The organism is Devosia sp., from assembly GCF_048261455.1.
Classification (GTDB): domain Bacteria; phylum Pseudomonadota; class Alphaproteobacteria; order Rhizobiales; family Devosiaceae; genus Devosia_A.
On record NZ_JBLXGA010000004.1, the window covers coordinates 232,630 to 254,961 of the forward strand.

The 22,332-nt window shown below is 62.4% G+C and carries 18 protein-coding genes and 2 tRNA genes; 11 read left to right on the top strand and 9 right to left on the bottom strand.

Annotated elements, in window-relative coordinates; all coding sequences use genetic code 11:
* Positions 1–15: 15 nt before the first annotated feature.
* Both ACN0TK_RS06495 and xth read left to right on the top strand, forming a co-directional pair.
* Positions 16–1,137 carry a serine hydrolase domain-containing protein gene (locus ACN0TK_RS06495; protein WP_417308656.1) on the top strand — a complete coding sequence of 374 codons (1,122 nt, stop codon included), beginning with the start codon at positions 16–18 and terminating at the stop codon, positions 1,135–1,137.
* Between the two features lie 24 nt (positions 1,138–1,161).
* Positions 1,162–1,941 (top strand): exodeoxyribonuclease III, encoded by a 780-nt coding sequence (gene xth / locus ACN0TK_RS06500; protein WP_417308657.1) that lies wholly within the window; start codon positions 1,162–1,164, stop codon positions 1,939–1,941.
* A 66-nt stretch (positions 1,942–2,007) separates the two neighbouring features.
* Here the strand turns inward: xth and ACN0TK_RS06505 are convergent, their stop codons facing one another.
* From ACN0TK_RS06505 to ACN0TK_RS06535, 7 genes are all read right to left on the bottom strand, one after another.
* The gene (locus tag ACN0TK_RS06505; protein WP_417308658.1) at positions 2,008–2,172 is read right to left on the bottom strand and encodes a hypothetical protein; all 165 of its coding nucleotides are present in this window, start codon (positions 2,170–2,172) and stop codon (positions 2,008–2,010) included.
* Between the two features lie 140 nt (positions 2,173–2,312).
* Positions 2,313–3,062 (bottom strand): tetratricopeptide repeat protein, encoded by a 750-nt coding sequence (locus ACN0TK_RS06510; protein ID WP_417308659.1) that lies wholly within the window; start codon positions 3,060–3,062, stop codon positions 2,313–2,315.
* 76 nt (positions 3,063–3,138) lie between these two features.
* Positions 3,139–4,863, bottom strand: a complete 1,725-nt coding sequence (gene ilvD / locus ACN0TK_RS06515; RefSeq protein WP_417308660.1) for a dihydroxy-acid dehydratase — start codon at positions 4,861–4,863, stop codon at positions 3,139–3,141.
* A gap of 376 nt (positions 4,864–5,239) precedes the next feature.
* Complete coding sequence (locus tag ACN0TK_RS06520; RefSeq protein ID WP_417308661.1) at positions 5,240–8,086, bottom strand: valine--tRNA ligase; 2,847 nt, start codon at positions 8,084–8,086, stop codon at positions 5,240–5,242.
* Positions 8,087–8,245: 159 nt separating this feature from the next.
* Positions 8,246–8,905, bottom strand: a complete 660-nt coding sequence (locus ACN0TK_RS06525) for a DUF2497 domain-containing protein (RefSeq protein ID WP_417308662.1) — start codon at positions 8,903–8,905, stop codon at positions 8,246–8,248.
* Between the two features lie 237 nt (positions 8,906–9,142).
* The gene (locus ACN0TK_RS06530) at positions 9,143–10,513 is read right to left on the bottom strand and encodes a TolC family outer membrane protein (protein WP_417308663.1); all 1,371 of its coding nucleotides are present in this window, start codon (positions 10,511–10,513) and stop codon (positions 9,143–9,145) included.
* A 153-nt stretch (positions 10,514–10,666) separates the two neighbouring features.
* Positions 10,667–11,305 (bottom strand): protein-L-isoaspartate O-methyltransferase family protein, encoded by a 639-nt coding sequence (locus ACN0TK_RS06535; protein WP_417308664.1) that lies wholly within the window; start codon positions 11,303–11,305, stop codon positions 10,667–10,669.
* Between the two features lie 147 nt (positions 11,306–11,452).
* Here ACN0TK_RS06535 and ACN0TK_RS06540 point away from each other — a divergent pair.
* From ACN0TK_RS06540 to ACN0TK_RS06565, 6 genes are all read left to right on the top strand, one after another.
* Positions 11,453–11,526 (top strand) — tRNA-Cys (locus ACN0TK_RS06540).
* A gap of 185 nt (positions 11,527–11,711) precedes the next feature.
* Positions 11,712–12,332: a molybdenum cofactor guanylyltransferase gene (mobA, locus tag ACN0TK_RS06545; protein ID WP_417308665.1), complete on the top strand. Its 621-nt coding sequence runs from the start codon at positions 11,712–11,714 to the stop codon at positions 12,330–12,332.
* A gap of 75 nt (positions 12,333–12,407) precedes the next feature.
* Positions 12,408–12,483 (top strand) — tRNA-Asn (locus tag ACN0TK_RS06550).
* 267 nt (positions 12,484–12,750) lie between these two features.
* Positions 12,751–14,160 (top strand): cytochrome ubiquinol oxidase subunit I, encoded by a 1,410-nt coding sequence (locus ACN0TK_RS06555; RefSeq protein ID WP_417308666.1) that lies wholly within the window; start codon positions 12,751–12,753, stop codon positions 14,158–14,160.
* Positions 14,150–15,154, top strand: a complete 1,005-nt coding sequence (cydB, locus tag ACN0TK_RS06560; protein WP_417308667.1) for a cytochrome d ubiquinol oxidase subunit II — start codon at positions 14,150–14,152, stop codon at positions 15,152–15,154. Before ACN0TK_RS06555 ends, cydB begins: the two co-directional genes overlap by 11 nt.
* A gap of 237 nt (positions 15,155–15,391) precedes the next feature.
* Positions 15,392–15,778 carry a hypothetical protein gene (locus tag ACN0TK_RS06565; protein WP_417308668.1) on the top strand — a complete coding sequence of 129 codons (387 nt, stop codon included), beginning with the start codon at positions 15,392–15,394 and terminating at the stop codon, positions 15,776–15,778.
* A 190-nt stretch (positions 15,779–15,968) separates the two neighbouring features.
* Here the strand turns inward: ACN0TK_RS06565 and cysN are convergent, their stop codons facing one another.
* Both cysN and cysD read right to left on the bottom strand, forming a co-directional pair.
* On the bottom strand, positions 15,969–17,882 hold the full coding sequence (cysN, locus tag ACN0TK_RS06570; protein ID WP_417308669.1) for a sulfate adenylyltransferase subunit CysN: 1,914 nt from the start codon (positions 17,880–17,882) through the stop codon (positions 15,969–15,971).
* The gene (gene cysD, locus ACN0TK_RS06575; RefSeq protein WP_417308670.1) at positions 17,882–18,799 is read right to left on the bottom strand and encodes a sulfate adenylyltransferase subunit CysD; all 918 of its coding nucleotides are present in this window, start codon (positions 18,797–18,799) and stop codon (positions 17,882–17,884) included. Before cysD ends, cysN begins: the two co-directional genes overlap by 1 nt.
* Positions 18,800–19,000: 201 nt before the next feature.
* Between cysD and ACN0TK_RS06580 the strand changes: the two genes are divergently transcribed.
* The 3 genes from ACN0TK_RS06580 to ACN0TK_RS06590 all read left to right on the top strand — a co-directional run bounded on the left by ACN0TK_RS06580 (position 19,001) and on the right by ACN0TK_RS06590 (position 22,324).
* Positions 19,001–20,392 carry a cryptochrome/photolyase family protein gene (locus ACN0TK_RS06580; RefSeq protein WP_417308671.1) on the top strand — a complete coding sequence of 464 codons (1,392 nt, stop codon included), beginning with the start codon at positions 19,001–19,003 and terminating at the stop codon, positions 20,390–20,392.
* Between the two features lie 169 nt (positions 20,393–20,561).
* Positions 20,562–21,614: a cysteine synthase A gene (locus ACN0TK_RS06585; protein WP_417308672.1), complete on the top strand. Its 1,053-nt coding sequence runs from the start codon at positions 20,562–20,564 to the stop codon at positions 21,612–21,614.
* Positions 21,611–22,324, top strand: a complete 714-nt coding sequence (locus tag ACN0TK_RS06590; protein WP_417308673.1) for an alanyl-tRNA editing protein — start codon at positions 21,611–21,613, stop codon at positions 22,322–22,324. Before ACN0TK_RS06585 ends, ACN0TK_RS06590 begins: the two co-directional genes overlap by 4 nt.
* Positions 22,325–22,332: the final 8 nt, after the last annotated feature.

Below are 22,332 nucleotides of genomic sequence, written 5' to 3' on the forward strand. Positions count from 1 at the left end.
AGAAGGAGAACACCCATGGATCTCGTCAGCAGGGTCGACCGCGTCGTCGACGACGCCATCGAGAACGAGCGCATCGTCGGCTCGGTAACGCTGGTCGCCGACCACGGCGAGATTGTCTACGCCAGGGCCGCCGGCTGGTTTGACCGCGAAGCCGAAACGCCCATGCGCCGCGATGCGATCTTTCGCCTGGCGTCCGTTACCAAGCCACTGGTCGCGGCGACTGCACTGGCGATGGTCGACCGCCGCCTGATCGGGCTCGACAATGCCGTCAGCGACCACCTGCCCTATTTCCGGCCCAAGCTGCCGGACGGTAGCGAAGCCCGCATCCTGGTGCGGCACCTGCTCAGCCACACTTCCGGCCTCGGCTACGCATACCGAAATCCGGAGATCACGGTCGGTCTGCAACAGACCGACCTGGATCATGAGGCCAATTTGACGCTGATCGCGGAAGAGCCGCTGCTGTTTGAACCCGGGACCGCGTGGGAATACGGCGCCAGCATCGACGTCCTCGGCGCAATTATCGCCACCATCCATGGCGGGACCCTCGACGACGCGCTGCACCACTATGTCACCGATCCTCTCGAGATGGCCGACACCGGATTTGCAGTTACCGATGAGTCGCGTCTCGCGATCCCCTATGCCGACGGCCCGCCCGGCTTGCGCCGCATGGCCGATCCGGACGTGATCATCGCGCCCGATGGCGGCGAAACACAGTTCGCGCCGTCCCGGATATTCAATGAAAAGGCATTCCAGTCTGGCGGGGCCGGTGCGGTGGGGACGCCCGACGATCTGTTGCACTTCTTTGAGACCATCCGACAGGGCGGCAGCCCGATCTTGCGGCATGAAACGGTCGCCATCGCCGGCCAAAATCAGGTCGGGTCCGTGCCGCTGCGACCGCAGGATGCGGGACAGCGCTTCGGTTTTCTCGGTGCCATCGTGGACGACCCCGAAGCCGCCAATAGTCCGCAGGCAGTGGGCACAATTCGCTGGGGCGGTGTTTATGGCCATGACTGGTCGATCGACCCGGCAAACGGCATCACCATCGTGTCCATGACCAACACGCCTTACGAAGGCTGCATCGGCAACTACCCGAAGCAGATCCGCAACGCGGTTTACGACTATACGCCGCGCGTCTAGGGTCGCGCAGCTTCGGAGTCTGCCATGCGCATAGCCACCTGGAACATCAATGGCATAAAGGCCCGGCTGGGCCTTGTGCTGGCCTGGCTGGAACAGAACCAGCCGGATATCGTCTGTCTTCAGGAAATCAAATCCGTCGACGAAGGCTTTCCGCGCTCGGAGTTCGAGGCGCTGGGCTATAATGTCGAGACCCACGGTCAGAAGAGCTGGAACGGCGTCGCCATCCTGTCGAAACTCCCCTTTGACGAAGTCACCCGCGGCTTGCCCGGCGATGACGGTGACGAGCAGTCCCGGTTGATCGAAGCTGTGTTTTCCGTCGAAACCGGAGTGGTGCGCGTCTGCTGCATCTACCTGCCCAACGGCAACCCTGTGGACAGCGAGAAATTCCCCTACAAATTGGGGTGGATGGACCGGCTGAACGCCTATGTCGAAGCGCGGCTGAAGCTCGAAGAAAATTTCGTGCTGCTGGGCGATTTCAACATCATTCCGGCAGCCATCGACGCCAAGCATCCGGAAAAATGGGTCGGCGACGCCCTGTTCCGACCCGAGAGCCTTGAGCGGTTCCGGACACTCGCCAATCTCGGCATGACCGACGCGCTGCGCACCCTGAATGATGGCCCCGCTTATACATTCTGGGATTTTCAGGCCGGAGCCTGGCGCCGCGACGACGGCATCCGCATCGACCATCTCATGCTTTCCCCCCAGGCAGCGGACCGTCTGCAAAATGTGGTCATCCACAAGGACACGCGCGGCATGGAAAAGCCCAGCGACCACGTGCCCGTGGAAGGCAATTTCGCGTTCTGAAAAACAGATAGCCCCGCTGCCCAGCGTGAACGCCGGTGCATTACAGCATCTGCAGAATTGATGCCGCTAGGGTTGGAGCTCGGCGACGCGCGTCGGCTCGTCTCTCACGAACAGACCTGTAACGGTCGCCGTAGCGGTCTGCATATAGCCGCCGACATCGTCGGCAAGTCCCTGCACATCCTTGGGCAGCAGCAGAACGACAAGCAGGGCGAGTATGATCGGGATACGCATGACACACCAATGAATTTGATGGTCATCAGGTTGCCACCACGCAGCTGAACTGCGCGTGAACGATCTGGATCGATCAGGATCAGGCTTAAGCGACCGTCACCGCGCGCCTAGCGAAAGATGCGCAGCGAGCACTGGAGAGATTAAAGACCACCAAAACGTGAGCCGAGCGAGTCGGCTGCGAGCGTCGCCTGCTGACGCTGCTCGGGCGTCGCGAGGGACACGGCATTGTTCAGCAGTTCGTTGATCCAAACGGCCTCCGGCGTGCCGACCGACCGGCGCGACGCGACCGTCAGCCACATCAGCCCCTCGACCTGATCGGCGCCAACCCCCTGCCCGTTGAACAGCATGTTGCCCAACCGCGCCTGCGCGGCAGCGTGCCCCTTGCGAGCCGCGAGGTTGAGCCAGCGCGCGCTCTGCAACGGGTTGTCGCCCAGTTCCTCGTCGTCGCGATACAGCTGGCCGACCATGTACTGAGCATCCGCGTCGCCGAAGTAAGACGCAGCATGCAGGATCAGCTTGTTGGAATAGTCTTCGTTCTTGGGGATCCCCGCCTCGGGCAGGCCCGTCCGATAATACTCGCCGACCTTGACGAAGGACTGTGCGACAATATCGGCTTCGACGCCGCGCGGCAGCGCGTCGGCATGCTCGTCAGCGATCTGACTGAAATAGCCGAACGCCTTGACCGGGTCCTTCTGGACGCCCTCACCGCTTTCATACATCAGGCCAAGCTGGAACAGCGCCATCGGCTGGCCGGCAAGGGCCGCATCTTCCAGCGCATCCACGAAATCCCGGCTCGAGATACCACCGCCCGCGCCGTCGAGCGAATTGGCCATCGCCAGCGCCGCATCGGCAGCCGTAGCCGGCGCTTCAGACGGGAGAACACCGTTCATTTGCGCCGCGACAGGGGCCGCCATGCCCGCAACTGCGAGCATGGCGAAACACGCGACGGAGATTCGGGACGAAGCCCTAAATGTCCGCATACTGCTCCTTTTCGCCCGAAGCGCCGGGATTGGTCAGCGCGCCATAGCGGGCTGGCCCGACGAGTTGGGCATACTTCCAGATCGCACCAGACCCATACTCGGTCTCGCGTGGCGCCCAGCCGGTCTTGCGCCGGGCAAACTCTTCTTCACTGACATCGACCGAGATCTCGCCGGTCGTGGCATCGAGCGTAATCATGTCGCCGTCCTGAACGAGCGCGATGGGTCCGCAGACCGCCGCCTCCGGGCCGACATGGCCAATGCAGAACCCGCGCGTCGCGCCCGAGAAGCGTCCGTCGGTGATGAGCGCCACCTTGTCGCCCATGCCCTGGCCATAAAGCGCTGCCGTTGTCGACAGCATCTCACGCATGCCCGGGCCACCCTTGGGGCCTTCATAGCGGATGACGAGAACCTCGCCTTCTTTGTACTGGCGCTTGTCGACGCAGGCGAAGCACTCTTCTTCGTTGTCGAAAACGCGCGCCGGACCGACGAACCGCAGGTTCTTGAGGCCGGCAACCTTCACGATGGCCCCGTCAGGCGCCAGATTGCCCTTCAGCGAGACCACGCCGCCGGTCTGCGAGATGGCGTTGTCGGTCGAGCGCACCACATCCTGATGCGTGTTGAACTTCACGTTGGCGAGGTTCTCGGCAACGGTCTTGCCGGTCACGGTCATGCAGTCGCCGTGCAGATAGCCGCCATCGAGCAGCGCCTTCATCACCAGCGGAATGCCACCGGCCTCGAACAGGTCCTTGGCGACATATTTGCCGCCCGGCTTGAGGTCGCCGATATACGGGGTCTTCTTGAAAATCTCGCCGACGTCGAACAGATCGAATTCGATGCCCGCTTCATGCGCCATGGCTGGCAGATGCAGCGCGGCATTGGTCGACCCGCCCGTGGCGGCCACCGTCATCGCGGCATTCTCGAACGCCTTGCGGGTGACGATATCGCGCGGCCGGATGTTCTGGCGCAGCAGGTCCATGACCTGTTCGCCGGCCTTCGCACAGAATGCATCGCGGATCTCGTAAGGCGCCGGCGCACCGCAGCTGTAGGGCAGCGCAAGGCCGATTGCCTCGGCGACCATGGCCATGGTGTTGGCAGTATACTGACCGCCACACGAGCCGGCGGAGGGGCATGCGACCCGCTCCAGCTCGTCGAGCGTCTCGTCGTCCATCTGGCCGACCGAATGCAGTCCGACGGCCTCGAACAGATCCTGCACGACGACGTCGCGGCCGCGGAACCGGCCCGGGAGGATCGAACCGCCATAAATGAAGATCGAGGGCACGTTGAGCCGGATCATCGACATCATCATGCCGGGCAGCGACTTGTCACAGCCGGCCATGGCGACCAGCGCGTCATAGGAATGACCGCGCATCGTCAGCTCGACCGAGTCGGCGATCACGTCACGGCTGGCGAGCGAGGACTTCATGCCCGCATGGCCCATGGCGATGCCATCGGTCACGGTAATGGTGGTGAACTCGCGCGGCGTGCCGTGATTGGCAGCAACGCCCTTCTTCACGGCCTGCGCCTGACGCTGCAGCGAGATATTGCACGGCGCAGCCTCGTTCCAGGCCGTCGCCACGCCGATCAACGGCTGGTGGATCTGCTCGGAGGTCAGTCCCATGGCATACAGGTAGGAGCGGTGCGGTGCCCTCTCCGGTCCCTCGGTCACATGCCGGCTGGGAAGTCGCGATTTGTCGACGTAATTGCTATCCATGATCTCGTCCTGCTCGTCAGGCCGGTACTTCCGGCGCCCCAATAATCAGGGGCCGTTATGGTCGCCGGTCTGGCGCGCTACAAGTCCGGAAGACGCTCGATCAGTTCACCGCAAAGCATCTGCCTCGCGCCGTGAACGCCCGCCGTTGCCCCGTCCTCTTCCTCGTTTGGGGTTACAATGTGGCGAGGTTCCTCAGCAAAACGTTGACGCCTGACTGCAGTCGCGGGATTCAAATTCGCTGTTGCAGAAAAGCGTCACGGAGCTGTGCCGGAGGGGCGCGATGCCCGTCTGCCACGTCCAGACTCGGCTGAGGCGCAAACGAAAACCGGCGGCCCAAAGGACCGCCGGTTATGACACCAGTCGAATATGACCTGGCCTAGCTGAGACGCTCGAGCGCCTCGGCAAGCCTGGCGCGTCGCTCCAGCGCCTCATCCCGGCGCTGCCGCTGCTCGTCGATCACCTCTTCGGGCGCCTTGGAAACGAACTGCGGGTTGTTGAGTTTGCGCTCGATCTTTTCAACGTCGCCGTCGATCTTTGCCATGTCCTTGCCGAGACGTGCCCGTTCGGCATCGAGATCGATCATGCCGCCGAGCGGCAAGGCAAAGATCGCCTCACCAAGAACGATCTGAGCCGATTCACTTGGCACTTCATCGGCATAGTCGACGCTGTCGAGCCGCGCGAGACGCGTCAGCGCCGCTAGATGCGCTTCGACCCGAGTGCCCGTTTCGGCACCTGCACCGACAACCAGCAGCTTCGCCTTGGCGCCTGCCGGCACATTCATTTCCTGACGCACCGAACGGATGCCGGAGACGAGGCTGACGAGCCAGTCGAGCTCGGCCGTCGCCTTCTCATCCACCAGTTCCGCAATATCGGGCCAGCTCGAAATGACCAGTTGCCGATCGCGCGCCGGGCCGGTCTTGCCGGTCTGCTCCCACAGCTCTTCCGTGACGAACGGCATGAACGGGTGCAGCAGCTTGAGAATCTGGTCGAGCACATAGGCTGCTGTCGCCTGGGTCTCTGCCTTGTCGGCGGGCTCGCCCTCGGAGAACACCGGCTTGGCGAGCTCGACATACCAGTCGCAGAACGTGCCCCACACGAAGTCATAGGCGGCGTTGGCAGCTTCGTTGAACCGGTAGTCGGTCAGCGCTGCGGTCACGGCGTCAACGGCCTTGGTCGTGGCACTGACGATCCAGCGATTGACGGCAAGCAGATTGGCCTTGGGCTCATAGCCCTCGACCCGCACGCAGTCGTTCATCTCCAGAAAACGCGCAGCGTTCCAAAGCTTCGTGACGAAGTTCCGATAGCCCTCCACACGGCTCATCGCCAGCCGCAGGTCACGCCCCTGGGCGGCCATGGCGGCAAGTGTGAACCTCGTGGCATCGGCACCGTACTCATCGACCAGGTTCAGTGGGTCGATCACGTTTCCCTTGGTCTTGCTCATCTTCTGGCCGTGCTCGTCACGCACCAGCGCATGGACATAGACCGTGTGGAACGGCTCCTCCTCGAGGAACTCGAGCCCCATCATCATCATCCGGGCAACCCAGAAGAAGATGATGTCGAAGCCGGTGACCAGCACGTCGGTCTGGTAGTAGCGCTTGAGTTCTTCGGTATTCTCGGGCCAACCCAGCGTCGAGAAGGGCCACAGCGCCGACGAGAACCAGGTGTCGAGCACATCTTCGTCACGCTGCAGCGGCACCTTGGAGTCGCTGAGCTCGGCGAAGGGGTCCTTTTCCTTGCGCATCGCCCAGGTCGTCGGATTGCGCCGGTCGCGCTGGGTGGTATCGAAACCCTGATAGGCTTTGACATAGTCGGGCGACGTCATGCCGCCGGTGAACACCTCGATCTTGCGCTTGCCGTAATAGGCCTCGGCCTGAGCGATCGCCTCGGCTTCAGTCGCGGCGACGAACACCTTCGGACCGGCCGAACCGTTGCTGAAATCAGGATCGGTGTTCAGCCGTGGACCGTACCAGGCCGGAATCTGGTGACCCCACCACAGCTGGCGCGAGATGCACCACGGCTTGATGTTCTCCATCCAGGCGAAATAGGTGTTCTCCCAGTTCTGCGGCACGAACTTGGTGCGCCCCGAGCGCACCGACTCCGTGGCCGGCCCGGCCAGCACCTCTGCGTTCACGAACCACTGGTCGGTGAGATAGGGCTCGATCACGACCTGCTTGGTCTTTTCATCGAACGGCACCATGATCTTCTTCTCGTCGATCCAGACGAGGACGCCCATGGCCTCCAGCTCGGTGATCAGGCGCTCGCGCGCTTCGAACCGGTCCAGACCGCGATATTCGGCCGGCACATTGCCGTTCAGCTTTGCCGTGGTGGTGAAGATGTTGATCGGCTTGAGACCGTGCCGCTGGCCGACCTCGAAGTCGTTGAAGTCGTGCGCCGGCGTGATCTTCACTGCACCGGAGCCCAGTTCCGGGTCGGCATAAGCGTCGGCGATGATCGGGATCTTCCGGCCGACGATGGGCAGGATGACATTCTTGCCGATCAGATGCTGATAGCGCTCGTCGTCCGGATGAACCGCCACCGCCAGATCGCCCAGCATGGTCTCGGGGCGGGTCGTCGCGACAGTGATGGTCTCCGTCGATCCCTCGATGGGATAGCGCAGATGCCACATCTTGCCGTTGGTCTCGATATTCTCGACCTCGAGATCCGAGATCGCCGTTTCGAGGCCGGGGTGCCAGTTCACCAGCCGCTTGGCACGATAGATCAGCCCTTTTTCGTAAAGCCCGACGAACACCTTGCGCACGGCCTCGCTGAGGCCGTCGTCCATGGTAAAGCGCTCGCGCGACCAGTCGGCCGATGCACCCAGGCGCTTCAGCTGATTGAGGATGGTGCCCCCGCTCTCGGCTTTCCACTCCCACACCCGGCGCAGGAACTCCTCGCGACCCATTTCACGGCGCGAAGGCTGCTGCTGCTCCATCAGCTTGCGCTCGACGATCATCTGGGTGGCAATGCCGGCGTGGTCCATGCCCGGCTGCCACAGCACATCCTTGCCGCGCATCCGCTCGAAGCGAACCAGGATGTCCTGGATCGTGTTGTTGAGCGCGTGCCCGATATGCAGCGAGCCCGTCACATTCGGCGGCGGGATGACGATGGAGAAGGTTTCGGCGCCCGGCTTGGCGCCAGCGCCTGCCTTGAACGCCCCGGCGTCCAGCCAGGCCTGGTAGATGCGCGCCTCAACGGCAGCCGGTTCGTAGGTCTTCTCAAGCATGCAGGATTCCAACGCCGTAAGCCCGCCTCGAAAGCCGATCGGCGGGCAGGTCTGTAGATATGATCTGGATAAGGTCTAAAGCAAAGGGAGGGGACCCAAGTCAACACAAAGGCTTGCCCGCCCATGTGCCACGCAGAACAGTCCTCCGGGAAACGGGCTCTAGCGGCCGCCGCGGGCGGCTCGCGCGATTTCCTTTTCGACCATGCGTTCGACAACCGTCGGCAGATTCTCGTCGAGCCATTCCTTGAGCATAGGCCGCAGCATTTCACGCATCATCTGCTCGATGGTGACATTGGTGCCGACAGCCGACATGCCGTTGAGCCGGGCGAATGTACTCTGCACCGCCGACTCCGTCGCCGGTTCCAAAAGTTCATCGGCGAGATCTTCGCTCAGCTGCGGATCGGGCATCGGCGCCGCGTCCGCCATCCGGGCAGCCGGTTTTGCCGCCGCCGCGGGTTCTGGCGCCGCCTCCACCTCCGTAGACGGAAACTCGGGCAGATCTTCTTCGCTGTCCTGATCGGCAGCGAAGGCAATATCATCCGGATCGACCAATCCCGCCATACCTGGCGCATCGTCCTGTGCGCCCAGGATTTCATCGAAGCTTGAACCGGAAGCTGCCGCCTCGTCGTCTGCATCTGTCCCGTCATGCAGGATCTGCTCGGCTGAAAGCGCCAAGGCCTCGCTGTCGGCATCGCCTTCAGCCGCCTCTGGCGGCGAGTCGATCGGTTCTTCTTTGGTGGCAGCGGGTGGGCGAGCGGGCGGCCCACCTGCGTCATCATCGGCAATAATCTGCCGGATGGACGACAGAATTTCGTCCATTGATGGCTCTTTGGGCGCAGGCTTGTTCATAGTGGCCTCATCTTACCCGCCATAACGCGGCGACTACTTCACGAGCGGCAAAGACCGAATCGTGTGACCAATGTAATCCAACCCGTCGGGGTTTGTGAAACTGCGCGACGACACAGCGCCGCGCTTGCCCACGATTTTGTAGTTTTTCAAACGCAAACAGGCCCGCGCTGACGCGAAGGGCCTGTCTTGCAGCGATCGCAAAGCGATTTAGTCGTTGATGGCACGCAGTTCGGCCCAGACGTCCTCAACCGAGGCAATATAGCCGTCCGCCGAATGGACCGTCACATCGAGCTGCAGATCCTCTGCCGACAGCCGGCCGGAGGCGGCGAGCAGCGAGAAGGCGGCAATCATCTTGGACGCCCGCGCTGAGATCAGCCCTTCCTGAGCAGTTGTGAGCTCCGCCTGCGCGTTCAGCACATCGAGCGTCGTCTTCTGGCCGACATCGCGCTCCGAAACGGTCCCCTCGACCACGAGCCGGCCGGATTCAACGGCCGACTGCGCCGAGGTGATCTGCGCGGAGGCATTCTGCAGGCTCGACCAGGCTGAGATCACCGACTCACGAATCTGGTCCCGCGCGGACAGCGCGTCCACTTCGCTCTTGATCTGGTTGAGGTTGGCCTTGCGGATATTGGCGCCGAGGGCACCACCGGCATAGATCGGGATCGACAACTGCAAACTGACCGACCCACTCATGCCGCCCTTGGGCTCACCTGCCAAGTTGGTAAAGCATCCAACGCCGCACAATGAACCGATCAGATTCAGCGTAGGGCCGAACGCAGCAGATGCCTGATCGGACCCGGCCTGGGCCGCGCGGATGGCCGCACGCGCCGACAGCAGTGCCGGGTGACTTGTCTCGGCCAGCTCAATGGCGGCATCGATCGAGCTCGGCAGCAACCGCCCGAAGTTGAAATCGCTGGTAAGGTTGGACGGCTTGTGGCCGACCCAGCGCTGAAAGCTCGCCTGACTGGTCTGCAGCGATGCAACAGCAGCCCGGTAGGACGCGACGGCCTGGGCCTGGCGCGCCTTCGCCTGGGACACATCGATACGCGTCCCTTCGCCTAGCCGCAGGCGATCATCCGCAGAATTAACCTGGGCATCAAAGAACCGCATGTTCTCGGCACGCATCTGGACGAGTTGCGTATCCCGGATCACGGCGTAATAGGCCTGCACCACCGACAGCAGCACATTCTGTTCGGAATTGCGCAGCGAGTACTTGCTGACTTCGGTCAGAGCACGCGCCTGCTCAATGGCAGCATCCGTCTGAAAATTGTCGAACAAGGTCTGGTTGTAGCTTGCCCCCAGCTGATAACCGTAGCCCGTAGAAAAATCTTTGCCCTGCTCCGCTGCGAAGCGGCCGCTGATATTCCCGGAAAGACCGATCGTCGGGCGCTGCCCGGCTTTCGCAACGGCAATCCCTTCCGCGGTCGCCTTCACGCTCAACAGAGCCGACATGATATCCGGATTGTTCAGATAGGCGCTGGCAAGCGCCTGCCTCAGCGACTCGGCCTGTGCCGTGGCCGGCACAACGGCAATCGTCAACGCAAGCGCAATGGCTCGCACTGTTCCAGAAAAACGCATCTAGCTACCCCTTAGACAATCACGCAACGTTACGCCCCGTCGAGCACACCCGACAACACACATAAAATGCCTGAACACACCTTACAGTTCGGTAAGCCTGCGACCGTGATTCGGGCGCAACAGTGCGGTCACCAGGGTCATCAGGCGTAACGCTCAGAAAACAAAGGCGTCTGGCGCCTTGGCGCTCTCGAGCGCCGGCATCGACGCATTGAAGGCAACACGCTCGGCGATGTCGTCGCCGGAACGCACGAACAGATGCGCCGACGGCGCGCCGCCCGCAGCCACCACCACGACCAGACGGCCGCCATCTTTCAGCAAGTCGAAAAAGTCATCTGGCGCCGTCGCCACCGCCCCTTCGAACACGATCACATCATATTTGGCGCCATCCTGGGCCTTGGGCAGAACCTCGACATTCGAGACCCCCAGCTCATCGAGTGTTTCGCGCGCCGCGGCAGCAAGTGTTTCATCGCTCTCTAGCGCCGTCACGTCGGCGCCGATGTGCGCCAAGACCGCAGCCGAGTAGCCCGTACCCGTGCCCACATCGAGAATTGTCTCGTCATGTTCAATTTCGGCAAGCTGCACCAGCCGGGCGAACTGCGCCGGCGACGCCATCGAACGCCTGGTGCTGAGCGTATGGGCGACGTCGGCATAAGCGATCATGCGGCGCGCCTCAGGCACGAAGCGTTCGCGCGGAACAGAACCCATTGCCGCCAGAAGCCGCCGATCGGAGACGGCGCTGGTGCGCAGCTGATTGTCCACCATAACCTGTCGCGCAGTGCTGAAATCGACCATGTCATCCATTCCGCCAGAAATCTCTGCCGCTTCCATAGCCCCGCGCGCTGAGCACAGCAAGAAAGGCATTGGTGCGCGAAAGTCGCAGTCAGATGCGACAGCCGCTTGCAGAATGCTCCGCCCTGCCCTAATAACCCGCTCCGGTGAGGCCACGTGGCGGAGTGGTTACGCAGCGGATTGCAAATCCGTGTATTCCGGTTCGATTCCGGACGTGGCCTCCAAACTTCAGTGATGCGGGATTAATGCAGCAACACAGCGTCAACACGGCTGGTGTGGACGCCTTGCAGCCCGTATTTGCCGGCCTGCTGGCCGCTCTGGTGGGTTACGCCAGCACCTTCGCACTCGTCCTCTGGGGGTTGAGCGCCGGTCTTGTTCCGCTGGCCATGCTTCGCTGGCGTGGTACCCGGTGAATCGCGTCGCCGCAGTCATTCTGGCAGGCGGCGCGGCGCGGCGCCTGGACGGCGCTCGCAAAGCCGAAGTCATCGTCGGCGGCAAGCGGCTTATCGATCGCGTCGCCACGGGCCTGCATATGTGCAGCCCCTTGCTGGTATCTGTCGGACCGCGAGGCGCGCAAATTCCGGAAGGTTTCGCCAAGGCACAGGCCGTCCATGATTCCTCTGAGGAGCATGAAGGTCCCCTCGCCGGCCTTGCCGCTGCTGCAGCTTTCCTCGGGGCGCAGACCACGCCACCGGAGCTGCTGGTCAGCGTCGCTGTCGACACGCCCTTTCTTCCACGCGACTACGTGGCCCGGATGGTCGCCGGGCTCGGTGACGCAAGCGCGGCTGTCGCCAAGGCTGATGGGCAGGATTATCCCACCAATGCCATCTGGCGCCTCGCCGCATTGCGGGAGCTGCTGAATGCGCTTGGCAAGGACAGCAAGCTTGGACCGCGCGCCATCGCCACGCGACTCGGCGCTCGTGCCGTCACTTTCGACGCGGGTACCCGCGGCAACCCGTTTGCCAATGTGAACACCCCTGCCGACCTCGCTGCGCTCGAGCTGCGGGCCGACAATTTTCCCGAGGAATAAGGAAAGCCAACTTTCGGGCTTGGCAAACAAAATCAAACCCGCTAAACGGGCGCTGCCTTCCGAGGCGCTCCGTGTTCCGCGATAGCTCAGTTGGTAGAGCAAGCGGCTGTTAACCGCTGGGTCGTAGGTTCGAGTCCTACTCGCGGAGCCAATTCTCCCTATCAGATCATAGTGATAGACAAGCCCCTTCGGGGACTTCTGTTGTCGCAATGTCATGGAGCGAGCCAGTTTTTCTCGCTTCCCCGACGAAAGCGCCAACGGCACATGCAATACGAAAAGTATCCCTCCGCGTAGCACCTGCTGCGCGCGACGAACTGCCACCGTGGCAAGTCACCACGCGGCCATCGACCGCACAAACCCCAGTCGCGCATCGCGGGCGAAGCCGCTATTCTGGCCATCCATTTTTGGAGGCCGCGCCATGGACTTTGGACAGACTGCAGAGCTGCTGGCCCGCTTCCAGTTTGCCTTTACCGTATCGTTCCATTTTATCTTTCCAGCGTTGTCCATCGGCCTGGCGAGTTATCTCGCAGTCCTGAACGCGATGTGGCTGATCCGGCGCGACAGCGCCTATCTGAATCTGTTCGACTATTGGAAGACCATCTTCGCCATCACCTTCGGTATGGGTGTGGTTTCAGGTATCGTGATGAGCTACCAGTTCGGCACCAACTGGGCGGCCTTCTCCGACAAGGTCGGACCGGTGATCGGCCCGCTCATGGGCTACGAAGTGCTCACCGCCTTCTTCCTCGAGGCCGGGTTTCTCGGCATTGCGCTGTTCGGCCGCCGCCGGGTCGGCGACAAGCTGCATATGTTCGCGGTGCTGATGGTCGCGATCGGTACGCTCGTTTCGGCCACCTGGATTCTCGCCGCCAACAGCTGGATGCAGACCCCGGCCGGCTATGCGATCGCCGAAAACGGCCAGTTCGTCCCGGAGGACTGGTGGGCGATCATTTTCAACCCCTCCTTCCCCTACCGGCTGGTGCACACGGTTCTCGCGGCCTTCCTGACGACAGCTTTCGCCGTTGGCGCCACCGGCGCCTATCACTTGCTGAAGAATCGGGGCAACCGTCAGGCCAGAATCATGTTCTCGATGGCCATGTGGATGGCAGCGATCGTGACCCCGATTCAGATCGTCGCCGGCGACATGCACGGCTTGAACACGCTTGAACATCAGCCGGCCAAGGTCGCCGCCATGGAGGGGCACTACGAAACCCAGAAGGGTGCGCCGCTGATCCTGTTCGGCATACCCGACGACGAGGCCGAAACGACACATTTTGCAATCGGCATTCCCTATCTCGGCTCGCTGATCCTGACCCACAAGCTCGACGGCGAGATCAAGGGCCTGACAGCCTTCCCCAAGGACGAACGCCCCAAGGCGCTCATCCCCTTCATCACCTTCCGCGTCATGGTGGGCTTGGGCTTCCTGATGCTGGGAGTCGGGGCCTGGTCCCTGTGGAGCCGGTACCGGCGAACCCTGTATACCAACAAATGGCTGCACCGTGCCGCCCTGGCCATGGGGCCATCCGGCTTCATTGCCGTGCTGGCTGGCTGGTACACGACTGAAGTCGGCCGCCAGCCGTTTACGGTCTACGGCCTGCTGCGCACGTCGGAGAGCCTGTCGAACGTCGATGCCGAGGCAATCGGCGCGTCACTGATTGCTTTCATAATAGTCTACTTCCTCGTCTTCGGCGCTGGCACCTTCTACATCCTGCGCCGCATGTCGATGCCGCCACTTGGCGACGATGGCGAGTTGCAGCGCGGTCCCAACCGGGCGGCGGGCACCACGCCGGCAATCCAGCTCGAAGCCAATGGAGGCGGTCATGGCGCTTGATCTCAGCTTTATCTGGGCCGGCCTGATCGCTTTCGCGGTCCTCGCTTATGTGGTTCTGGACGGTTTCGACCTCGGCATCGGCATCCTGTTCCCGTTCTTTCCGCATGAACGCGACCGCAACGTCATGACCAATTCGATCGCGCCCGTCTGGGACGGGAACGAGACGTGGCTGGTGCTCGGCGGCGGCGGGCTCATGGCGGTGTTTCCACTGGCCTACGCCACCGTGCTGCCAGCGCTCTACATGCCGATCATCCTCATGCTACTTGGCCTCGTCTTCCGTGGTGTCGCCTTCGAATTTCGCTTCCGCACCAATCGCTGGCGCGGCCTGTGGGACTGGGGCTTCGCCATCGGCTCACTGGTCGCGACGGCAATGCAGGGTATCGCCCTCGGTGCACTGGTGCAGGGCATCAGGATCGAGAACCGGGAATATGCCGGCGGCTGGTGGGACTGGCTGACGCCATTCAGCCTGACGACAGCCCTGGGACTCGTCGTCGGCTATGCCCTGCTTGGAGCGACCTGGCTCAATCTCAAGACAAGCGGCGAACTGCAGCACAAGGCGCGTCGCATCGCCATCGTGGCTGCCGCCGGAACCATGGCGATGATCGGCGTCGTCAGCCTGTGGACGCCGTTTCTCGAACCGATCTATTTCGAACGCTGGTTCGGCTGGCCGACGGCGTTCTTTTCGGCGCTGGTACCACTCCTGCTGGCCATAAGCGCCTTCGGGCTTTGGCACGGCCTGACCAAGGACCGACACCTGCAGCCCTTCATCGCTGCGCTCGGGCTGTTTGTTCTCAGCTTCATCGGCATCGGCATCAGCTTCTACCCCTACATCGTTCCGGGCGCCCTGACGATTGCGGAAGCAGCTGCACCCGACGCCTCACTGTCGTTCCTGCTGGTTGGCGCCTTGTTTCTGATACCGATCATCCTTGCCTATACTGGTTACGCCTACTGGGTGTTCAGAGGAAAGATCGACCCTGAAGAAGGCTATCATTGATGAAGACTGGCACTTCCCGCGCCCTTTGGTTTTTCGGGATTTGGCTGGCCGGCGTGCTACTGGTCACGATTATCGGCTTGATTGTGAAGGCAATACTGGGATCTTAACCATTCCCATAATGGGACAGTTATGGAGATTGATACACATTCGAGTTAGTGTTTTATTTACCTCACCTGCTTTGCGGCGGACCGACACCATGGGCGAAATCAACGCCCGCACTTTTGTGGAGTTAGTCCTATGCGTATCAACATTCCTGCATTGCAGCTGGCCGGTGCCGCCGCCTTGGCAATCACGATCATCGCCGCGCCCACTGCGACATTGGCTGGCGGCTTCTTTGGTGATTGGCACAAGAACGTGACAATCCCCGGCATCGATTACTATGTAAACTCGGACGGCGCGACCAAGACAAGCCTGCCCGGCGGCGAGACCTGCCCGACCAACATCGCAATGGATGCGTCTTGCCTCAAGTGGAAGCAGAACTACGGCGCAATCACGCGCAAGGCAGGCCCAAAGCTTGTTGAGGTGGAAGATACATACGAATGTGAGCACCACCACTACGAGCGGTCGCGGCGAGGCGGCCACTGGAATGTCTTTACAACCGAAGGCAAGTGCTGGTCACGGTAACAGTATTCGTATATCAAAAGTAAATAAAATATAATATTGGCGGCGCGAACGCGCTGCCAATATTATATAGCACAATAATCTCTCCACCACCTTCAGTCGACTCGCGTCTCCATCGAGAGCCATCCCCCGCTCACTTGCGGTCGTTGCAGTGTGCCTCAGTTCCGGCTCCTCGCACTCGAAGACACAATTGTCAGATCGAGTACCCCTTAGCCTCGAAGAGACGCGCGTAGAGCGTATCGGTCATTCGCACCGGATCGTCGACGCCGCCCTGCAGGACCAGGTCGGCCTTCTCTGGCGCTTCATAGGGACTCGAGATACCGGTAAAATTCTTGATCTCACCGCGGCGTGCCCGGGCGTAAAGCCCCTTGGGGTCCCGCGCTTCACACACCTCCAGTGGCGTGTTCACCCAGACTTCCGTGAACGGGATATCGCCCGCGATCTCGCGTGCCAGGCGGCGTTCGTTTCGGAATGGCGAAATGAACGAGACGAGGACGATCAGCCCGGCATCCGCCATCAGCCGCGCCACCTCGGCCACGCGGCGAATGTTCTCGACCCGCGCCTCCTCGGTAAACCCAAGGTCCTTATTCAGCCCGTGGCGCACATTGTCGCCGTCGAGAATATAGGCGTGCCGCCCTTCGGCCGTCAGGCGCTTCTCGACGAGGTTGGCAACGGTCGACTTGCCTGAACCGGATAGGCCGGTAAACCAGACGATCCCTGGTGTCTGGCCCTTCATCTGGCTGCGCACCTGGCGGTTCACATCGAAGGACTGGTAGCTGAGGTTCTGCGCCCGCTGCAGCCCATATTCGATCGTGCCAGCGCCCAAAGTATCGTTGGTCATCCGGTCGATGAGGATGAAACTGCCGGTCAGCGGATTATCGGCATAGGAGTCGAAGGCGATGGGCTTGTCGGTGGCGATGGTCAGCGTACCGACCTCATTGAGCTCCAGTGTCGTCGCCGCCGTCTGCTCGAGCGTATTGACGTTGGTGCGGTATTTGAGCGCCGTGATCGACGCCGGCACGGCCTGCGCGCCCAGCTTGAGCAGATAGGACCGGCCGGGCATGGCCTGTTCCTCGGCCATCCAGACGACGCGCGCCTGGAACTGGTTCGAATAGTCGGGTGTCTCCCCCGAATGCACCAGCACATCGCCGCGCGACACGTCGACCTCGCGGTCGAGGGTCAGCGTGACCGCTTCGCCGGCGATCGCCTCGGTGTGCTCACCATCCATGGTGACGATCGATTTGATCTTTGCAGGCTTGCGTGATGCAGCGACCAGCACTTCGTCGCCGACCCGGATGATGCCGGAGGCGACCGTGCCGGAAAATCCGCGGAAATCGAGATTGGGCCGGTTCACCCACTGAACCGGAAAGCGCATCGGCCGCACCGTGCGATCGGTCTGCACTTCGATCTGCTCGAGATAGGGTACCAGCTGCGGCCCCGTGTACCAGGGCGTCGCAGCGCTCGGCGTCAGAATGTTGTCGCCCTTCAGCGCCGAAACCGGAATCGCCGCGATGGTCTCGAACCCCAGATCCTTGGAGAACGCGCGATACTCGGCCTCGATCTCGCGGAACACCTCGGCGTCATAGCCGACGAGATCGATCTTGTTGACCGCCAGGACGACGTGGCGCACGCCGATCAGCGACAGGATGAAACTGTGCCGCCGGGTCTGCGTGAGCATGCCCTTGCGCGCGTCGATGAGGACGATGGCGAGATCCGCATTCGAGGCGCCCGTCGCCATGTTGCGGGTATATTGTTCGTGGCCGGGCGTATCGGCGACGATGAACTTGCGCTTGTCGGTCGAAAAGAAGCGGTAGGCGACGTCGATGGTAATGCCCTGCTCCCGCTCGGCCGTGAGGCCATCGACCAGCAGCGAAAAATCGATCCCCTCGTCGCCGACCATGCGGTTGCGGCTGTCCTTGCGCAGGGTGGCCAACTGGTCATCGAGCACCAGCTGGCTGTCATAGAGCAGCCGGCCAATCAGCGTCGACTTGCCGTCGTCAACCGATCCACAGGTCAGAAAGCGCAGCAGCCCCTTGTCGGTCTGCTCGGTAAGCCAGGTTTCGAGCGAAGCCTGGGCGGCCCCTGCCGCAGCGGACACGTCGCCCATCAGAAGTACCCTTCCTGCTTCTTCTTCTCCATCGAGCCAGACTGATCCGAGTCGATCAGCCTGCCCTCGCGTTCAGAGGTGCGCGATGCCTGCATCTCCATGATGATCGATGGCAAATCGGCAGCATCGGACTTGATGGCCCCGGTCAGCGGGTAGCAGCCGAGCGTGCGGAAGCGCACGATCTCCTCGCGCGGGCTTTCACCGGCCTCCAGCGGAATGCGGTCGTCGTCGACCATGATCAGTGTGCCGGATCGCTCGACCACCGGGCGCGGACGGGCGAAGTAGAGCGGCACGATGTCGATCTGCTCCGAATAGATGTAGGTCCAGATATCGAGCTCGGTCCAGTTGCTGAGCGGGAAGACGCGCATGCTCTCGCCCGGTGCAAGCCGCGTGTTGTAGACGCGCCAGAGCTCCGGCCGCTGGCGCTTCGGGTCCCAGGCGTGCTGGGCATTGCGATGCGAGAAGATCCGCTCCTTGGCGCGCGACTTTTCCTCGTCGCGACGGGCCCCGCCGATGGCCGCGTCATACTGGCCGGCATTGAGCGCCTGACGCAGCGCCTGGGTCTTCATGATATCGGTGTAGCGCGCCGACCCGTGGGTGAACGGTGTCACGCCTGCCGCGACGCCCTCGGGGTTGGTGTGCACCTTGAGCTCGAACCCATATTGTTCGGCCGTCCGGTCGCGGAACGCGATCATCTCGCGAAATTTCCAGGTCGTATCGATATGCAGCAAGGGAAACGGAATGCGGCTTGGAAAGAAGGCCTTGCGCGCCAGATGCAGCAGCACCGAGGAGTCCTTGCCGATGGAGTACATCATCACCGGCCGTTCGAAACTTGCGGCCACCTCGCGGAAAATCTCGATACTCTCCGACTCGAGCGACTTGAGGTGACTGAGATGGCGCGGCGAGGTGACGTTCATGGGTGACCAAAGCTGACTGACGCGTGTTGGGGCGAAGGAATACGCGGTGCAAAGCCCCCTCGCAAGCATCAGGCCCGGCACCAAAGCGCTGACGCAACGGGGCTTTGCGCGCTTTGAGCCGATCGGCGTTCGCAACTTTTTCGAGGCGTGCTGAAGCAGAATGGGATGCTTGCGCGTTGCTGCCGGGGGGAAAAGAATTTCATGACACAGAACGCGATCATTTGGCTGCGCAACGACCTGCGCGTGACGGACAACCCGGCGCTGCGGGCGGCAGTGGCACACGGGCCGACGACGGCGATCTATATCGAAGAGACCGACGCATCGCTGCGCCAGCGCGGCGCGGCCTCGCGCTGGTGGCTGCACCAGAGCCTCAAGGTACTCGCCAGGGATCTCGCTGAACGCGGCGTTGCGCTCGAAACCCTGCGCGGCCCTGCCGAGCAAACAGTGCTGGACGCGGTCGACCGCCATGACGCGGCTGCGGTCTTCTGGAACCGGCGCTACGCGCCTGCAGAGCGCGCGCTCGATGCCCGGATCAAGACAGCGCTGCACGATGCCGGTGTGACGGCCGAAAGCTACCCCGGCAACGTGCTGGTCGAACCCTTCGACATCGAGACCGGCGGCGGCAAACCCTATTCGGTCTACTCGCCGTTCTGGAAAGCCCTGAAAGGGCGCGACATCCCTACCCCACAACGCCGTCCTGATCGCCATGAGGCGATCGACGCGCCATCGGTGGATACGGACTATACGGCGCCGAGTTGGTCGGCGAAGCTCGCGGACCATTGGCAGATCGGCGAGGCGGCTGCGCAGGACCGGCTGGATCACTTTCTTGAAGAGCTCGTCGCCGACTATCCCGATGGCCGCGACATCCCGGCCAAGGACGTGACCTCGCGCCTGTCACCGCACCTGGCCTTCGGCGAGATCAGCGCCCGCCAGATCTGGCACACCGCGCAAACAGTGGCGCAGGCGCATCCCGAAAAGGCCTCGGCGATCGACAAGTTCCTGTCCGAGCTGGCCTGGCGCGACTTCAACCACGTGCAGCTTTACCATCGCGAGGATATCGCCACCGTGCCGATGGTCGACAAATATGCCGCGATGGAGTGGCGCGACGACCCGGACGGGCTCGAGGCCTGGCAGAAAGGCAGGACCGGCCTGCCCATCGTCGACGCCGGGATGCGCGAGCTGTGGGAAACCGGCGTGATGCACAATCGCGTCCGCATGCTCGCCGCCTCGCTGCTCGTCAAGAACATGATGATCGACTGGCGGCTGGGCGAACGCTGGTTCTGGGATACGCTGGTCGATGCCGACGCGGCGAGCAACCCAGGCAATTGGCAATGGGTCGCGGGAAGCGGCCTCGATGCGGCGCCCTATTTCCGCATCTTCAACCCCGTCGTGCAGGGCGAGCGCTTCGACCCCGCCGGCGACTATGTCCGGCGCTGGGTGCCCGAGGTGAAGGATCTGCCGGACAAGTGGGTCCACAAGCCAGCCGAAGCGCCGGAAGACGTGAAACGGAAGATCGCCGGCGACTACCCTGCCCCCATTGTCGATCTGAAGGCGTCCCGAGAACGGGCGCTGGCGGCCATGAAGGCGCTGTGACGGCAACTTTGCCGCGGAACGGAATGCCCGACATCTGCACTGATGTGGCGCAAACTTGCGCAGGGAACGAAAGCGACGGAACGCCTTACCATTCTGGTCCGCCGCGCTTGGCAGCGGACCCGACGCACCATAAGTTCCGGCGTAATTCCAATCATATAGTGACAGCCCCATGGCACATCACCCCGACGTCATCTCCCTCATCGGCAATACGCCCCTGATCCGCCTCAACCGGGTCTCCGACGAGACCGGCTGCGAAATTCTCGGCAAGGCCGAGTTTCTGAACCCCGGGCAGTCGGTGAAGGATCGCGCCGCACTCTATATCGTGCGCGACGCCGAAAAGCGCGGATTGCTGAAGCCGGGTGGAACGATCGTCGAGGGCACGGCAGGCAATACCGGGATCGGCCTGAGTATGGTCGCCAATGCGCTCGGCTATCGCTCGGTCATCGTAATTCCCGAAACGCAGAGCCAGGAGAAAAAGGACGCCCTGACCCTGCTGGGCGCCGAACTGATCCAGGTACCGGCCAAGCCCTATCGCAACCCCAACAATTTCGTCCGGCTCTCCGGCCGTCTGGCTGAAAAGCTGGCCAAGGAATTGCCCGGCGGCGCTATCTGGGCCAACCAGTTCGACAATGTCGCGAACCGCCAGGCGCATATCGAAACCACCGGTCCCGAGATCTGGGACCAGACTGACGGCAAGCTGGATGGCTTCATCTGCGCCGTGGGCTCGGGCGGCACGCTGGGCGGCATTTCGATGGCGCTTAAGGACCGCAACCCGGATGTGCAGATCGGTCTCGCCGATCCGGAAGGTGCGGCGCTGTTCAGCTATTACACAACGGGCGAGCTGAAATCGTCAGGCAGCTCGATCAGCGAGGGCATCGGCCAGGGGCGGATCACCGCCAACCTCGAAGACGTCGTCGTCGACCGCGCCTACCAGATCTCGGACTCCGAGGCCCTGCCCTATGTGTTCGATCTGCTCGAGCACGAAGGCCTGTGCCTCGGCGGCTCGTCCGGTATCAACATCGCCGGCGCCGTGCGCATGGCGCGTGAACTCGGGCCCGGCCATACGATCGTGACGGTGCTGTGCGACTACGGCAATCGCTACCAGAGCAAGCTGTACAATCCCGAATTCCTGCGCTCGAAATCGCTGCCGGTGCCGCATTGGCTCGAAGCGGCACCGCAGATCGACTGGCAGTCGGTGCTCGAGGACGATCCTGCAGCATGACCGAGTTTGTCTTTCGCGATGACGCCTATCTCACGGAGCTGGCGGCAACCGTTCTCGAGCTGACGCCCGAGGGCGGCATCGCGCTCGACCGCAGCATTTTCTACGCCACCTCCGGCGGCCAGCCCGGCGACACCGGAACGCTGGTGAGGAGCGACGGCAGCGAGATCGCCATCGCGACAACCGTGCATCCCGACGGCGACAAGACCCGCATCGTGCTGGTTCCCGCCGAGGGCCAGACCCTGCCCGAGGCCGGCGAGGTCGTGACGCAACGGCTCGATTGGGACCGCCGACTGAAGCTGATGCGGATGCATACGGCTCTGCACCTGCTGTCGGTCGTCTTTCCCTTCCCGGTCACCGGCGGCTCCATTGGCGCCGAAAAAGGCCGGCTCGACTTCGATATGCCGAACGTCCCTGCTGACCTCGACGGGCTCGAATCCCAGCTCAACGCCTGGATCAGCGATGATCACCCGGTGACGGCCGAGTGGATAACGGACGCAGAGATGGCCGCCAACGAGAACCTCATCAAGACGATGAAGGTAAAGCCGCCCATGGGACAGGGCCGCGTCCGTCTAATCCGCATAGGCGATATCGACCTGCAGCCCTGCGGCGGCACGCATGTGCGCTCTACCGCCGAGATCGGCCTTGTGCGTCTGGGCAAGATCGAAAAGAAGGGCGCGCAAAACCGGCGCGTTAATCTGCTGTTCGCCTGAGCTTTCGG

What these genes read in the sequence shown, in the direction of transcription:
- ACN0TK_RS06535 (WP_417308664.1), bottom strand. Translation starts at nt 11,305, where the DNA reads ATGGTCGATTTCAGCACTGCGCGACAGGTTATGGTGGACAATCAGCTG.
- xth (WP_417308657.1), top strand. Translation starts at nt 1,162, where the DNA reads ATGCGCATAGCCACCTGGAACATCAATGGCATAAAGGCCCGGCTGGGC.
- ACN0TK_RS06555 (WP_417308666.1), top strand. Translation starts at nt 12,751, where the DNA reads ATGGACTTTGGACAGACTGCAGAGCTGCTGGCCCGCTTCCAGTTTGCC.
- ACN0TK_RS06510 (WP_417308659.1), bottom strand. Translation starts at nt 3,062, where the DNA reads ATGAACGGTGTTCTCCCGTCTGAAGCGCCGGCTACGGCTGCCGATGCG.
- ACN0TK_RS06495 (WP_417308656.1), top strand. Translation starts at nt 16, where the DNA reads ATGGATCTCGTCAGCAGGGTCGACCGCGTCGTCGACGACGCCATCGAG.
- cydB (WP_417308667.1), top strand. Translation starts at nt 14,150, where the DNA reads ATGGCGCTTGATCTCAGCTTTATCTGGGCCGGCCTGATCGCTTTCGCG.
- ACN0TK_RS06505 (WP_417308658.1), bottom strand. Translation starts at nt 2,172, where the DNA reads ATGCGTATCCCGATCATACTCGCCCTGCTTGTCGTTCTGCTGCTGCCC.
- ACN0TK_RS06525 (WP_417308662.1), bottom strand. Translation starts at nt 8,905, where the DNA reads ATGGACGAAATTCTGTCGTCCATCCGGCAGATTATTGCCGATGATGAC.
- ACN0TK_RS06590 (WP_417308673.1), top strand. Translation starts at nt 21,611, where the DNA reads ATGACCGAGTTTGTCTTTCGCGATGACGCCTATCTCACGGAGCTGGCG.
- ACN0TK_RS06530 (WP_417308663.1), bottom strand. Translation starts at nt 10,513, where the DNA reads ATGCGTTTTTCTGGAACAGTGCGAGCCATTGCGCTTGCGTTGACGATT.
- ACN0TK_RS06580 (WP_417308671.1), top strand. Translation starts at nt 19,001, where the DNA reads ATGACACAGAACGCGATCATTTGGCTGCGCAACGACCTGCGCGTGACG.
- ACN0TK_RS06520 (WP_417308661.1), bottom strand. Translation starts at nt 8,086, where the DNA reads ATGCTTGAGAAGACCTACGAACCGGCTGCCGTTGAGGCGCGCATCTAC.
- cysD (WP_417308670.1), bottom strand. Translation starts at nt 18,799, where the DNA reads ATGAACGTCACCTCGCCGCGCCATCTCAGTCACCTCAAGTCGCTCGAG.
- ACN0TK_RS06585 (WP_417308672.1), top strand. Translation starts at nt 20,562, where the DNA reads ATGGCACATCACCCCGACGTCATCTCCCTCATCGGCAATACGCCCCTG.
- ilvD (WP_417308660.1), bottom strand. Translation starts at nt 4,863, where the DNA reads ATGGATAGCAATTACGTCGACAAATCGCGACTTCCCAGCCGGCATGTG.
- ACN0TK_RS06565 (WP_417308668.1), top strand. Translation starts at nt 15,392, where the DNA reads ATGCGTATCAACATTCCTGCATTGCAGCTGGCCGGTGCCGCCGCCTTG.
- cysN (WP_417308669.1), bottom strand. Translation starts at nt 17,882, where the DNA reads ATGGGCGACGTGTCCGCTGCGGCAGGGGCCGCCCAGGCTTCGCTCGAA.